We start from the raw sequence: 16,605 nt of genomic DNA on the forward strand, positions 1-16,605 counted from the left end.
ATCTCTGATGGTTGATATCCCCGGGGCGCTCCAGTGGATGCTGGAGGTCGTCGCCGGTTCGGAGTACCCCGAGGGCGATCCGGACGGTATGTGGGCGCTGGCGGGCGATTGGCGCACCGCCGCGGGTGAACTGAAGAAGATCCTCGACGATATCGAGGCCGCGAAGACCGCGACGCGCAACGCGTATCCGCAGGGCGAGGGCGTCGACGCGATGATCAAGGACCTCGCCGTCTACGGCAAGGGCGGTGAGCAGTCGCTCGAGTTGCTGATCAAGGACTTCGAGTCGCTGGCCGACGCGGCCGATGGTGTCGGCACCGAAATCGAATACGCCCAGATCATGGTGATCACCTCGATCGCCATCCTGGTGGCCGAGATCGCGATCTTCTGGCTCTTCCCGCCGACCGCGCCCGCGGAGGAAGCGCTGGCCATCATCGGCACCAGAGCCACGGTCCGGCTGATCGCCCAGCGATTGATGAACCGGATCGTCAGCCTGCTCAGCAAGGTGCTCGGGAAGAAGCTCGCGAACTTCCTGGTGCGCCATATCGCGATCGATACCGCCATCGGCACCGGGCAGGACTGGGCGATCCAGAAGTATCAGGTAGAGGCGAAACACCGGAAGAATGTCGACACGACTCAGCTGGCGACCACGGCGGTCAGCTCGGCGGTCGGCGCGCTAACAGGCAGTGGCGCTGGGCATCTGATCGGCAAGAGCCTGACCAAGAAGGTCGGCGACGGGCCGCGGGTACCGCGGTTCGGGCCGGGGACGAACGGCGCGATCACCGGCCTGGTCGCGGGCACGGTGGGCGCGACGGGTGGGTACGCGGCCGCGGTCGGCTATCAGTTCGGCGTCAATTCCTATCAGGGCAACGGGAACTGGGATTTCAAGAAGGGCGCCGACAAGACGAACGTCGACTTCGACTGGCGCATGATCAGCGCGGGCGCGACGAACGGCGCGGCATCGGGCTTCAGCCGGGGCCGGGCCGACCACTTCTATCACAATCGCCATCCCGACTGGTACCGCGCGACGGAGCCCGCGGGGCCGCGTATCGGCTATCAGCCACCGGATACCGCCCCCGCGCGCACCGGCTCCGACGCGATGGTTCGAAACGGTGCTCCGGCATCGACTTCCGGCGACAGCATGGCTCGAAACGGCGCGCCACCCGCGACCGGCTCGGGCCCGTCGGGCCGGGGCGACGGTCCCGGCGGCGGTGTGCGCGGGGCAGGGGACACCGCCGCGGGGAGCCGCGGCACCGACCAGCCGCACAGTCGTGCCGGAGATGCGTCGGCGAACGGCCGCGGCGGGGGCGACTCGGCGGGCACCGGAAGGGGAGTCGGCGATTCGGCGAATACCGGTGCTGGGCACCATGATTCCGCGCCCGCGCCGCGCGCGGGTGACGCGTCGAACGCGGGAGATCACTCGGGCACCCGGAGCGCAGGCGAACCGGACGCACCCGGTGGCGCCGACCATAGCGCCAGGGACACGAATGCCGGTGGCTCGAATACCCGTGATACGCATCTGGATTCGCCGCCCGATCACAATGCCGGGCGCACCGGGGAGACCGCGACACCGCACGCCGGCGCCGCACCGGACGACCCGTCCCATGTCATCGCGCCTGAAGCCGCGGCACGCGCCGAAAGCACGCCCGTGGCCGAACTCGATTCGTCCGCGGACCTCGCAGCGGGCGATACGCATCAAACGCGAACCGCCGCAGCCGATGAGCAGGCACATGTCAGCCCGGCGGGCGACGGCGGCGATACCGCTCCGGCAACCCGAGCTGCCTCGCCCGAAGGCCCGGCGCATGCTGTCGCGGACAGTAGCGGCGGCGACACCGCGCCGGTGCGGGACACCGCGGCGGCACATGGCGGTCCGGACAACGGTCTTCGCCCGCACGCCGCGGGTACCGCTGCCACGGATACCGCTGCACCGCACTCTGATTCAGCTCAACCGCACGATGCGGCGGCCACACGCGACGGTGTCCGGCCTGGCGAGAACGCCGATCACGGGACACTGCGCCCGGCGTATACCCCAGGCGCCGTTCCAGAGCCCGGCACTCGCCTGGATGCACTGAACAGCGATTCCAGCCGAATACCCGGCGAGAATGGCGCCCGCCCACTGGCTGATTCCGCACCCGCGCAGACCCCGCCGACGGTCGCGGGCCCGCCCACCACCGCGTCCACCCCGCCACACGGCACTGCCGACGCCCGCCCCACCGCCGAAACACGCAACAGCGCATCCACATCCACGCCACGCCCGGACGCCCCCGGCGATACCCGGCCTCGGACCACCGACACCCCGCGAACCGACCCATCGCGCGCGGAATCGAAGCCCGACGCCCAGCGCACCGCAACGCCGGAACCCCGCCTCGGTACGGACAACCGCAACACCGCCGAGATGCGATCCGGGGCTGACACCGCTGCCAACCCACCCCACACCGATACGACTCGCGCAGGCACCGCCGACAAGCCGCAGCACACCCGCGCAGGCATACCGGACGCCGCCACGCGGACCGGCGACAACGCCGAACCGCATCCGAACGCCGATCCTGTCCGTGCGGCGAACCTGGAACCCGCGACCCGACCCGCGCCCGATACGGCCGAGTCTCGTACCAGCTCACCCCACCGCGACGCGGTCCGCGCCGGTGGCACCGACGAGCCGCAGCACACACGCACAGATTCACCGGATTCCGCCGCTCGGACCGGCGAAGTACGGCATCCGCAGGCTGACTCGGTCGTTCGCGCCGCCGACGCCGATCCGGCAGCAACCGAACGTCCTTCCGATCGACCCCAGCACGCCAGCGCGCCGACTTCGGAGCCAGCCCGCTCATATCCGGATGCCGAGCGCGTGCGGCCGGATACCGCCCAGACGAGACCGGGCGATACTCCCCGAGACACCGTCCGGCCGCATCCGGAATCCGAGCGGCCCAGGTCCGATACGCGCCTCTCGGATGACAGTCGTGCTCCGAGGCCGGGTGACACCTCTCGTGACGCGGCTCGCCCGCACCCGGATGCCGAGCGGTCCAGGCCGGATGCGCGCCCGTCCACTGACGGACGTGTTGCTGACCCGGGCGATGTGGTTCGGCCGCACCCGGATGTTGCTCAGTCACGGTCCGATGGGCGTCAAGCGGGCGAGGGGCGTACGGCTCGGCCGGGGGACACCGGCGGCGACGGCACTCGTCCGCGCCCGGATGTGGAGCGGCCGGTGCGGGCGGTCCCGCAGTCGGAGGGGCAGCGCGCCGGGGAGGGCGACGGGCAACGTCGGCCGGTGAATTCCGATGGGGTGCACGCGGATTCCGGGCAGCACAACAGCAGGATGCCTGAGCGTCGGCCTGCGGATCAGCGGTTGGCGGTTGATTCGGATGCTGGCGCTCGAGCGAACCGTGGTGGTGAGGCCGTTCAGCCACGGCGTCGCGCAGCGCAATCACCCGACGCCGCTTTCGTGCCACCGGCCAACGATGGCGCCGCGGCGCGATCCACGCGGACGGTCGGCGGGGATGAAGGCCCGGTCACGCGTCGTGACAGTGCGGGGGAAAGCCAACGGCGGGACGCGGAGTCGACGCGTGATCGTGGCGACGCCGCGCACCGCACCGACGATGTGCAGCGGCCGTTGGGTGAACGCAACCGGGGCCGATGCGCGGAGCTGACGTTGCGGCTGCTGCGCAGCATCACCGGCAACGACGGGATACTCCTGCCGACACGGCGCGTCGGGCTGGACGGTATGTCCGCGGCCGAAGTGCAGGCGGCCGCGGGCGGTCACATGCGTGAGTTCGACGGCCACAACGATATTCGCAAGAGGCTGCTCGAACTCGGTGACGGCGCGACCGCGCTGGTCGTCGACGCGTACAAGGGCGCGGCCGATGAACACGGTGTCGGCGCACATGCGTACGCACTGGTCAACGAGGGCGGCAGGATCACCGTCCGCGACCCGAGTACCGGTTCGGTGCACGACTTTCCGCCGCTCGTCCCGCGGGAAGTCGCGCGGCACTACGCGATCGTGTTCGACGCCGAGGGCAAGCCGGTACGACCGATGGATCCACGACTGCGCGAGTTGATCCTGCGCGTTCCCGATGCCTTCGACGAGCACGGCTACCGGCTCACCGACCTCGAAGCACGCGTCGGCACGCCGACGCGACCCGGTGACGACCCATCTGAACGCGCGACCCCCTCGAACGAGGATCCTCGCCCGGAATCCGGCGAGCGTCCACGGAAGAGGTTGCGGCAGTGGATTTCCGAGCGCCTTCATGGTGGCGCCGCGACGGACGGTGGCGAGCCGCGCGCGTTGGGAGAGGCGCCGCCGGGCTCGGAGCGCATCGTCGACGAGTGGACCTCGCGCAACCCCAAGCAAGTCGCCCGTGAGCTGGCCAGACGGTATTCGATCGAGGTGGCGGGTTTCCATCTCCGCGGCGTCGATCCGGAAGTCGTGCGCGAGATCGCGCGCGCGATCGATGACACGATGCGCAAATTCCCCGGCATGCCCCTGGCCGGGATACGCATCGAACCCGCGGGCCCGAACCATCCGCAGGGTGGTGTCGCCTACACCGACACCAGTCCGCGAGTGGGCCCGGATGCCCCACTGGCCGAACGCCTTCGCATGGTTCGGCCGACAATCATCATGCTCGCGGAATCGGCCGTCGGGCAGGCATGGGGGCACGCCGAGGATACGGTGGCCTCGAAGACCAGTCGCGACGGAACCAGAGTCGTCGGTGCGGAGCGGCCTGTATACGAGGTCATCGTGCACGAACTCGGGCATGTGCTGGAATACGCCGGACAGGGGCGCGCACAGCGACGAGTGCTCGAGGCTCTGCGAGCGGAATACCTGGCTACCACGGAGAATCCGACCGAAGAGGGATTCCGGGCCTGGACCGATCAGCTCACCGAGTACAGCTTCAACGGCGACAGGCTGGACCCGGGTGAGGCGCTCGCGGATGCGTACCGCGAGGTAGAACGGTACGGGGACAACGCATCCGCCCCCGCGAAGGCACTGCACCGGCTGCTGATGGAGGAGGCCGAGGCGGGCCATTCGAGCACGGGCAAATACATCTATCGGGCGCAGCCGGTGGATGTGAAGCTGTGGCCGTCCGAGTCCGCTCCTGCATCGTCCGGCGCGGAAACACGCTCCGGCACGCGTCCTGCGGAGCCGTCGAACCCGGTTGTACGCGAGGACCATTCACGACAAGGGGATGCGCCACCGCCTGCTTCCGATGGCGGTGACTCGAAGCGGCCGCCATCGACACCTCCGGCACGCGCGGAGGATTCGGGCGAGCGCAAGTTGCCGCCGAAGCCGGAGCCCTCGGGTGAAGCCGAGTTGCCGCCCAAGCCGACGTTGCCCGGTGACAGTGAACCGGCGGCCGAGCCCGAGTTGGGTGCTGCCGACGGTGGTTCGGGAGAGCCACCATCGAAACCTCCGGCGCTTACTGGTGATTCGCCGGAGCCCGACGGGCCTGGTCCGCGGGTGGATGCCGATCTCGCGCGGCGAGAGACCAACCGGCTCGCGGCCGAGAATGCCACGGCAGCAGATGAACTGGACGCCGCGCGCCAGGCGCGCGCCGAGGCAATGCGTGGGCTGACTGTCGACGAGGCCGCGCTGCACGAAGTGGCGCGACGTGTCGACGAGGCCGAGGCCAAGCTGGCGTATCTCGATGAGGTGCTCGCGCAGGCGATGGAGCGCGAGGCGCTGGCCGCGGAGGGCGCGCGCCGCACCGACGACGGTATCGGCATCGTCGACGGCGATCCGCCGCGGCTCGTCGTGGTCGGCTGGAACACCCCCGGTGATGTCCGGGCACAACTCGCCGCCGAGCACCCCGGCCTCGGCCCGCTGCTGCACCGGCCCGAGGTCGTGGTCAGCCACCTGGAGATCACCTACGGCGATGATGGCCGAATCGTGCACCGCCGCACCGATTTCGGTCCGGATGGTGCGCTGCCGCACCAGGAACCGGCCCCGCCGACCGGCCCCGCCGATACAGCGCGGGGAGCCGCGAAGCCGGAGAGCGTCCCACACACGGAGGAGGTGCGACGCCCCGCCATCGCGGATGCGAAGTCCGAGGTGCCGCCCTCGGAGGCAGGTTCGCGGTCGCGGACCGAGGAGGCGGCGCGGCAAGATACGTCGCCACCTAGGGAATCCGACGCGGATACGCGGCAACCAGCGGGTACCCCCGAACCGTCGACCACGCAGCCCGAGTCTGCGCGTTCGAAGACACAGGAGCAGTCGAGGGATTCGGCATTGCCGGTCCCGCGCGATCCCGCCGAGTCGTCGATGCTGCCGCTACCGCCCGCCGAACTCGATCCGGTGCTGCGGCCGGATGGCACCTGGCGGGTAGACATCGATGTCGACGGTGAGCGGGTGCCGTTGATCATCGAGCCGGATGGCGCGAATGGCTGGCGGGTTGTCGGTATCGCGGGCGACGGACCGCAGATTCGCCCCGGTGGAGCCGGAGAAGTGGAGCCGCACAAGCCGTCTCGAATGGGTCGCGTGTGGGAGCGGATCCGGGATGCGCTGCGGGTGCGCGGCTACATCGGCGACTACCCGAAGTATCCGTCCGGTTCGGGCGAGGACGGGCGCGGGCAGACCGCGCTGCGCGACGGCGCCGCGCACGCGCCCGACCTGTTCAACCATGTGCCACCGCCGCCCGCGCATCCGCCATCGAATACGCCGCACATCGATGCGCCGCCCGATTCGTCGGACAAAGCGCCGAACGTCGCCCGAATCCTGAAGGAAGGGGCGACGGTCTGGAAGAACCGGGAGCATCTGCCGATCTTCGGCAAGTTGTCCGGCCGGGTACCCGACTCCGTCGGTGACTATGTGGTGCCGCGCACGCCGGACGGTTCCGAATACCGGTTCTGGGTCAGCGACGCCGACCCGGACCTGGTGCGGCAGACCATCACCGATCTGTTCGAGGTGCGGCGGATCAGCCCCGAAGAGGCCAGAGCGGTACTCGAGGACACCCTCGCCGTCGCGGATCCCGCTCAGCGCCAGCGGATCATCGACGATATGGAGCGCCTCGGCCTCGTCAGCGATGAGGAGGCCAGGGGGCTCGAGCAGGAACCGCATGCGGCGCAGCCACATCCGGAGCTGGATGGTCCGCCGCCGGAGGGCGAGTCGCTGACGGATATGGCGGACCGGCTCGGCTTCCATCTGCCCGATGAAGATCCGCTGACCGTGCGCCGGGTCATCGACGAGCAGGAGCAGCGGACGCTGCGCGAGGCGGCGGCGATCGAAGGTCTCGCCGATGCCGCCCGACGGGTCAACGAGGAACGGTCGAGGCCGTTCGTCCACGAAGACCTGGGCACGCGCCGCACTGAGCTCGACGGGCCCGAGACCAAGCCGGAACTCGAGGAGCCGCAAGCTCATCGCCGCGACGAGGAGGACGACGACCTCTTCTATGACGATGACGATGACGAGGACCAGGACGCGACACCGAAGATCCGGCGCGGTGAACCTGATCCGACCGGTCGTCCGGTGCCGTACGGCAGTGAAGTCAGCTTCTTCGATGAAAACCCGATGGGCCGCTTCCTTCAGGAGATCAACCGGGCTTTCGACGGCGATCCCGGTGTGCAGAAATACATTCCGGTCGGCAATGGCGCGGATCCGCTGAAGGAATGGGGTGATATCCATCCGGACAGCGAACTGGGCCGCGACCAGGGACGGCGTGCCTTCTTCGAACACGCGCTGCGGCGTGATCAATTGCGCGACGAATTGTCCAACTGGGCGCAGATGTTCGGCATCGATCTGAACAAGCTGACCCCGCGCGTGCTCGACGCGCTGGCCGCGGGCCATTTCGAGGATGCCCTGAATGGTTTGCGCGAGGCGAATGCGGCGCGCGCCGAACGTCTTCGCGAGTTCGCCGACGCCGCGGGCACGCGGTTGTATCCCGATGGCGGTGACCAGACGCCGATCGGTACGCCGCACGGTGATCAGGTCGTGCGCATCCCGGTCGGTGCGGGGCAGCCGGATCGGTTGATCGTGGTCGACGGTCCGCGCTCGCGCGCGGAGGCGCTGGCCTCGGCGCTCGCGGGCGATCCGGCACTCGCCAGGGCGGTGAATCGCGGTGATGTCGAGGTCGATTTCCGGGTGGCGCGCGAAGATCGTTCGGGCCGCATCCATCTCGATCCGATCGAGACACCGGAGGTGCGTCACCAGACCGAGACGGTCAATGGTCGTGAGCTGAAGGTGACCCTGCTGCGCGGCAGCGACGGTGAGTGGCACCCGGTGGCGACGCCCGCCGAGACGCCGCACGTGGATGCGCCCGGTGGTGAGGCAGCCCCATCGGCGCCGCGGCCGAGGGCCGAAGTCCTGCGCGAGCTGGTTGATCTGGTGCGCGACATGGGGAATGTGGCGCCCGACGCACTGCACCAGGATCGATTCGCGGAGCTGATCCGAGATTTGAAGCTGGACAATGCTCTTCGCGCCGGGCAACTCGAAGCCCTGGTCGATTTCGCGCGCTCGATGAACGACATCGAGTCGTTCCACGATGTCGGCAAGGCGCGCAGCCAGCTGGCGGCGCGGCTGCGTATACCGGAGGAGAAGCTGACTCCGGAGCTGATCGGCAAGGAGCTCACCAACCCCAAGCATCGAAATGCGTTGCGCGCGCAGCAGATCAAGGATCTGGCCAACTACGACAAGCAGGTGCGCGCCATCGATTCCGGTGCGGCCGATGACGCGCGCAACCGGTTGGTGAAGCGGCTCGAGGAACTCGCGAAGCAGCACGAGGTCAAGTTCGACGGTGTGCACCCGGAGAAGACGAAGGTCGACCCCGAGAGCGGCAAGATCGAGCACCCGATCGACAAGAACGCGCTGGATGCGAAGAAGTTGCGCAGAATCGCGGCGAAGCTGGAACGGGCCGGTGCGCGCGACGAACTCCAGAAGGCGTTCACGCGGTACGCGGAGGGCTTGATCAAGGCGGATCCGTATTCCGAGGTGGCGCGGGGAGATCTGACCAACGATCCGCGGATCGCGGGCGAACCCCGGATCCACGACCGCGACGCCATCCATTTCCTGCGCGAAATCATCGGTGACGCAGTGCCGTCCGGAGACCCGCTCGATTTCGGGCGTACCTTGGCCGAGCATCCCAACCGGCCGTCCGGCAACGGCGCGTGGACCCGCGACGAGCCGAGGCAGGGGTGGCGCCCCGAGCCGAACCGCGACTGGGCGCGCCTGATCGGTGTCGACATCTCCGGAGCCGACGACGCGCAATTCCGCAAGATCTACGAGGCCTACCGCGACGGCAAGATCGAAAAGCACGAAGGTCTCAGCGCGGAGGATCTGGCCAAGGAGCACGCCAAGATTCGCGACGAGATCCGCAGGCGCGCCGGGCAGATCCGGAAACTCGACGCCCTGCTGAAAGAGCTCTACGGCACACCGGATCCAGAACACCTGCCCCCGGCCGAACCGCCCCGCCGACTCGGCGACGACCCCGGCATACCCCCGCCCGAGGAGAGCGGCGGCCCGCGCCCGCTGAACCCGTCCGATCCGAACAAGCCGACATCGGGCGGCGCCGCGAAGAAGATCCCGGAGGGGTCCCAAGAAGTGGTCGACCCGGGGAATGCCCGGTCGAAGGAGCAGCCGACCCAGTCGTCTGTCCCCGGCGAGTCGGAGCCCGGCCCCGAAAAGGGTGCGGCCGGGAGCGGTTCGGGTAAACCGCCGTCGGATCCGCCCGCGCGCAATGCTGTTCCGGATCCCTCCGACGGGAACGGCGGCTCGGAGAGCGCCGGAGCGGGCGGAACACCGCATCACGATCCTGCCGGATCGACGGATCGTCCTGGAGTCGACGCGGACTTGGCGCGCCGGGTGACCAACCGACTCGCTTCCGAGAATGCCGCAGCGGTCCGGGAATTGGATGCGGCTCGGGCTGAGCGCGCGGAGGCCATGCGTGGTCTGCGGGTCGACGAGAGCGAGCTCATCGAGCGGGCACTGGACGGAACGATCGAGCGGTTGGCGACCCAGACCATGCGGGTCGATGAGCAAGCCGGTCATCAGGAGCGCGTTCAGGCATTGCGGGACGCGGCAATTCGCTTCAATGAGGCCGAGTCCAACCTGGAGATCCTGGACCATGCGGTATCGCGGGCGATGGAACGCGAGGCTGTCGCGGTCGAGGGCGCGCACCGACTGGACGACCACGACGGCGTCGGGATCGTCGATGGCGAGCCGCCGCGCATCGTTGTGGTCGGCTGGAATACGCCCGGTGATGTTCGCGCCCAGCTCGCGGCCGATCATCCGCAGCTGCGCCCGCTACTCGCGCGCCCGGATGTGGTGGTATGGCACGTCGAGATCACCTACGGTGACGACGGCCGAATCACCCATCGGCGCACCGATTTCGGTCCGGAAGGCCCACTGCCGCCACAGGACCCGAACCAGCCGAATGGCCCCGCCGACCCGGCCGGTCGACCGGATCACACCCCGCGCGCCGGAAACCCCGATCGTCCGATCGCCACCGACTTCGACGCACTGCGACAGGACATCGCGGAGCGCCACGCCGAATCGACACGGCGGACCGACGCGGAATTCGATGCCATCCGCAGGCGCAGCGCGGAGCGGCACGAGCAGATCCTGCGCCAGTCCCAGGCCGATTTCGAGGCGGCGCAGCGGCGCAACGAGGAGCGCTACGCGGAGGTGCTCCGCGAGATCGAGCGCAGCGCCGAGGAATCCAGGCAGCTGCTCGCCGAATCGAGACCTCCTGGCTGGCCCGACACGCTGGCACCACCCCGTGAGCCGACGCAGAACGGTGAGTACGATGCTGCGCGGACCCGGCCGCTGGAGTCGTCGGCGAGGACTGGCGAAGGCGGGCAGGAGGGGGAGGTCGTCCGCCGCGATTCCACCGAAGCGTCGGAACCTGCAGTGCGCGAGGAGGATCAAGCATCGACAGGCGAGCACCTGCCCTCGGTACACGAGGGGGAACAGGACACTCCCGCGGCGTTGGCCAGGGATCGCGCGGAACTTGCGGCGGAACGGGAGTTCTGGCGCGCCAAGCGCGACGATCGGTTCTCCCGCTTCGACACTGAGCGGCTGCCGTTCCGCGATGCCGATGAGGCGCTGAACCAAGGCAATCTCACCAGGACGCTGGAGGCGTTGGAAGACGGCGTCGTCGGCACGCGTGCGGTGGGCGGCACCGGTGACGAGGCGGCGACCCAGACCCATGAACCGGTCGGCCGCGATGAGCTCGCGCACCGCCGAGATCAGGTGTTCAAGCTGCAAGACGCCGCCGAGCGGTTCAACGAGGCGGATCAGGCGCTGGCCGAACTGGATCGGCGAATCGCCGCACTCGGGGGCCCGGAGGGGCACACGCCGCTGTCGGATGAGGTGCGCGCCGAACTGGATCGATTGGCCCGCGAACGCGCCAACGAGGTGCTCGCCGCCAAACCGTGGCGGTTGATGCGTGACGATCTGGCGCAGCGATTGCACGTCGATACCGACGATCTCGGACCCGATCGGCTCGAACCAGCGCTGCGCGACGCGGCGGACCGGCCGGTGCGTCCCGACGAGCGCCAGCTGCGGTTGCTGCACGAGGCCGCCGATCGGGTCAATCAGGCGGAGAACAGGATTCATCGGATCCAGGACCGCATGGCCGAGCTCGCCGGTGCCGCGCATCCGCTGTTGCACGGCGCGGACGTGCGGCAGGTCGGCGATCGGGTCGGGTTGGTCGAAGGGGAGCGGCCGCGCATCATCGTGGTCGCGCCGCGTGGCACGCTGGAGCATCCGAGGGCGGCGCACGATGCGGCGCTACAGGAGGCGATCCGGCGCAATCCCGCTGTGGCGCAGGCGATCACTCGGCCGGAGGCGCGGATCGAGTACCACCGGATCGTCGCGGACCGCGGCCAGCCGGTCCGGATCGAGCCCATGACGGCGCCGCGGCGCGAGTACCTGACCGCTCCCGGGCCGATCGGCGAGCGCGGAATGCATATGGTCCGTTGGCAAGACGGCGACGGCGCCTGGCATGCGGTGAATCCCGAACGGTCGAGCTGGCGCACCAACCGCGACGGGCCCGCGGTACCGGGCGAATTCAAGCCACGCGATCTGCCCGAGGGCGTGAGTGGTTGGGCCACCGACCCGTTCCAAGCATCGGTGGTCGATCCGTTCATCGATACGCCCCCCGGGGCGATCGACGAGGAACTGCTGCCGCGGATTCCCGGTGGGGATCCGGCGGATCCGGGCATACCCACGTTCGAAGGCCCCTATCCCGGGCTGTTCTACAACTTCATGCGGCTCACGCTGGAGCCCGCGAAGCTGTTCGGCTTCACCTGGTTCAGCGATAAGGAGCATCCCGGCCGGATCAGTCCGGGATTCAAGGGACACCCGTGGTTCCGCGCCAAGCGGCCTGATATCCAGCCGATGGTCCGCGAATACAACCGAACCGATCATGTGCACGATCGCGGTGAGATCGATGCGGGCTTCACTCAGCGCCAGCTTCGGCAGCAGGACAAATGGGCCGAGGTGCAGCGCTGGGCCGATACCGAGTACCGCCGGTTCCGCGGCGACGACAGCGATATCGACAGGATCACCGATCACCTTGCCGCACATCCTGATGCCAAGGGCGCAGCGGGCAAGGTGCGCGCGGCCGAACTCGTCGACCGGATCATTCGCGGCGACACCGATGCGGTCACCGGCGAGCTGACGGGGCGGCTTCGCGATGAAAAGCCCGGTGACGCAGCGAAGTTGGTGTCCGACGTCCGGGACAGGATGCAACTGCCGAGCACCGCGGACCGCGGCGCCGCGACCAAGATGCTCACCGATCGGCTCGCCGACAACGACATTCCGTTCACCCGCGAGCAGATCGCACAGGTCAAAGACCATCTGATGCGCGAGCGGTACCTGGTGGAGGACCCGTACGACGGCACGCTGCGCCGGATGCCGCTCGACGCGGTGGCCGATGTCGCCGAGGCATGGAACCGCCTGATGGGCGGCGAGCCGCTGCCCGAGGGCAAGTTGCTCCCCGCCGACATCCTGCTCGTCCAAGACGCCCTGGTCGAGTCGAATCATCTGCGTGCCAACCCGACTCGCACCTGGCACGACGCCAACCAGTACGCCGTCAAACTCGGCTTCGACTGGAACGCCAAACGCCCCCCGCTCACCGACTGGCGCGCCAAGATCCCCTACGCCCCACGGCCGGTCACCTCCGATCTCGCCCTCCCTCCCGCCCCACCTCGCGGCCAACTGGAAGGTCCACGCCCGCACTCCGACCCCGACACCCCCACCGTCGAACTTCCCAAACACCCGGACAGCGAAGCAACCGTCGAACTGCCCCCACCCGCCAAACCTCCGGGCTCCGAGGACCCAACGGTCCAATTGCCTCCGCCCATCACCGGGGAGGACACCGGCGCGAATCCGCGGAAGCCGTTCGGTTCCGAGGAGCCGACGGTTCAGTTGCCGCCGCCCATCAGCGGAGAAGACGGTGCGGTCGACTCGCGGAAGCCGGTCGGTTCCGAGGGGCCAACGGTCGAATTGCCCCGTGAGATCACGGTGGAGTTGGCGCCGAGTGCTGATGAGGTGCCGACGGCCGAGCAGCCCCGGGCGGGAGGTGATCCGGAGGAGCGGGTTCGGTTCCTGCGCGACGGTCCCGAGAAGTTCGTCTCGATGGAGGACAGAACCCGGTACGCGCACCAGGTTTGGGATGAAGTTCTGCGCGGGTTGACCGAGGACGAGCAGCAGGTACTGCGCGACTACATGGCGGGGCAGCGCACCGGTGCGGAGTCCATGGCACCGCTGGTCGATGCCGCGCTGCGCGGAGAGCAGCCGCTCACACCGGAACTGGCGAGGATCGTCGCCGTCATCGACGACGTGCTCAGCCGCAATCCGCTCCCCGAGACGGTCATGGTGACCTTCGCTCGCGACGTGCCGCTGTTCGATCCGGCGCAGGCGACACCGGGAACGACCGGCCGCCTGCCGGGCTATCCGGCGGTGCTGCTCGGCGAGTTCCCGTCGATGGCCGGGCTCGTCTTCCAAATGGAGCTGGTTGTCCCCAGGGGCACGGCGGCCCTGTTCACCGGAGATGCCCTGTCCCCGTTCGGAATCGGCTTTGCTGAGATGCTGCTAGGCCGCGACCTGCACTACCGGGTCGACGCGGTTCGTAACTTGGGCGGCGACCACTGGCTGCTGCGGGCAACAGTGGTACCCCCGGACGCTACATCGCCTGCCCACGGCACCTCCGAGGTCCCGCCAACCCCGAACCCGCAGCACCGAAGCCGACCTGGCGACACTCTTTCGCTGCGCGACGGCACGTCCCGAACGCCCGAAGGTGCAGGCCGTCCACCCGAAGGGCCGGGGGCCGAAGCGCAGGAGCGCTCGTCCAGGAACCGGTCGTTGGGTGCGGACGACTCACAGGTCCGGCCGATCGACTCCGCCGACCAAGCAGTTCGACAGGATCAGGCCCCGCGCGCTGGTGACGCCGACCGCCCGATCGCCACCGACTTCGACACGCTGCGACGGGATCTCGCCGCACAGCACGCCCAATCGGCACGGCAGACCGACGCCGACTTCGACGCCATCCAACAGCGGAGCGCGGAGCGGCACGAGCAGACCAGACGCGAGATCGCGGCCGATCACGATGCGGCACAGCGGCGTAACGATGAGCGCTACGCGGAAGCGTCGCGGGAGATGGAGCGTCGTACCGAGGAGGCTCGGCAGAAGTTGGCTGAGTCGAAACCTTCGGGTTCTGGTGGTGGTTCGGACAGACCACTGACGAAACCGCCGGTGCCAGGTGGTGATTCGGAGGAGCCGACGCTTGGGTTGATGCCGTGGAAGGAGGATGCGCTGCCGGTGGCGCAGCGGTCAGGGGCAGAGGTCGAATCGGGTGAGCTGGGGCGGATCGCGCCGCCCGACCAAGGCGAGGAGGCGGAGCCAGGCGCTGACGCCGAGCTGGCGAGGTCCGCTACGCCGCAGGTCGAGCCGCGCTCGGAGGGCGGTGACGCTGGAGACGCGGCCTCGGTCGAGGAGACGCGCCCGCAGGGTGGTCGAGATGGTGCGTCGAGGACGTCGATACCGCTCCAGCGCGGAGCAGATCCGAAGTCGGGTGACGGGGAGACGTATCGCGTCCTGGGCGAGGGCCCAACGCCGTCCGAGGGAGAGGTACGCCCGAACCTGGGGGACGATGGCTCGACTCAGGAAGGTGCGACGCAATCGGACGGTGAACGGGCACAGGAACCGGCTGGAAGTGCTTGGCGTCCGGATGGTGATCGTGGGGACGCTGGGACGACACCGCCCGACCGGCCGGAGTCCGGCGCGGACGAAGGGCGGCGGCCGCCGTTGTCGGGTGCGGTGCTGCGGTCGCACCTTCCGCATCCGCCGCACGACTACGACCCCGAACTGCCGGATATCGCGGTCGACCCGCCGCGAATTCCGCAACCCTGGCCGCAGCCGACGCAGCCGACGCAGCCGACGCAGCCGACGCAGCCGACGCAGCCGGTAGTGCCGCAGCCGCCGGTGCCGCCGAAGGTGCCTGAGCTGCCCGAGCTTCCGCAACCGCCCGCGATTCCGAAACCCCCTGAGCTGCCGAAACTCCCAGGGTTTCCGAGCACTCCGTGGCCGCCCGGCACGCCGGGGCTTCCGGAGTTGCCGGGACTTCCGAAGCCGCCGAGGCTGCCCGAACCGTTCGGGGTACCCGAGCTGCCGAATCTCCCCGAGCCACCGGGCCGACCCGAGCTGCCGGGGGTGCCGAGAGCACCGGGGGTTCCGATGTCGCACCTGCCGAGATTCGCCGGGCCACCGGAGTCGCCGACCTCGTTCGAGCCGCCGCAGCGGTCCGCGTCGCAGGACCGCCCGGAGTCTCAGGGCCGCGTCACATCACCCGAAAGGCCCGAAGCGCCCAGCGCACGGGAGGTTCCGGTTTCTCCGGCGCGCTATGAGCCGCCGGACGCACCTCGGCCACCGAGCAGGCCAGAGCTGCCTGACTCGCCCGAGTCCGCAACCGTGCCTGAGTCTTCGAGCCCGCCCGAGTCTCCCCGACCGCCCGAGTCTGCGCACGCGCTCGAGCCGGCAAGCGCAACCGGCGGGTCCGACACCGACGGGCAAGGGACATCCGGTGATTCACATGCGCCATGGCTTCGCTCACCGCAGTCTGGCGACCAACCGGTGTCGTCGTTGACAGGGCCCAACGGCAGTGGCGCGCAAGCGATGCCGCCGATTCCGCCGATGGCATCGCAGACCACGCCCGCGCGCAGGTCCCAGTCCTTCCCCCGGGCATCCGCGTCGAGTGGGAATGCTCAGCCCGGTTACGGAACACGAAGTGCCGCAGGCATTGTCGTGCGCTCGCATACCGGATTCGGCGAGCTCGCCACGTTCGATCCGGCGACGGGGAGGCTGGAGGGCGTGCCGCTCGGTGTCGGCAGGACAGGTGGTGTCTACGGCGAACTGGGTGATCTGCCGGTGGTGTTCTATCGCGATGGTGTCCACTTGATGATGCGCGCGGGCGATCAGGTGATCGACCTAGATGCACCGTATGTCGGCGCCGAGTGGGAGCTGGTCGACGACAAGGTGGCCCGCTTCCAGCTGACTGCCGGCGGCACCCTGCTGTGTGATGCCCGCTATCGCTTCGTGACCCCCGATATCGATCTCGGTCTGCTGATCCGTGACGTTCTCGCCGATCCCGAACGGCGCATGCGGATCTTCGCCGGTTAGCGCAG

At 69.1% G+C, this 16,605-nt stretch carries 1 protein-coding gene; it reads left to right on the plus strand.

From position 1 onward, the window contains the following. Positions 1-7: 7 nt before the first annotated feature. Positions 8-16,600, plus strand: a complete 16,593-nt coding sequence (locus tag ACIG5A_RS17875) for a hypothetical protein (protein WP_397241300.1) — start codon at positions 8-10, stop codon at positions 16,598-16,600. Positions 16,601-16,605 lie beyond the last annotated feature (5 nt).

Source organism: Nocardia sp. NPDC052566, from assembly GCF_044547285.1.
Taxonomy (GTDB): Bacteria; Actinomycetota; Actinomycetes; order Mycobacteriales; family Mycobacteriaceae; genus Nocardia.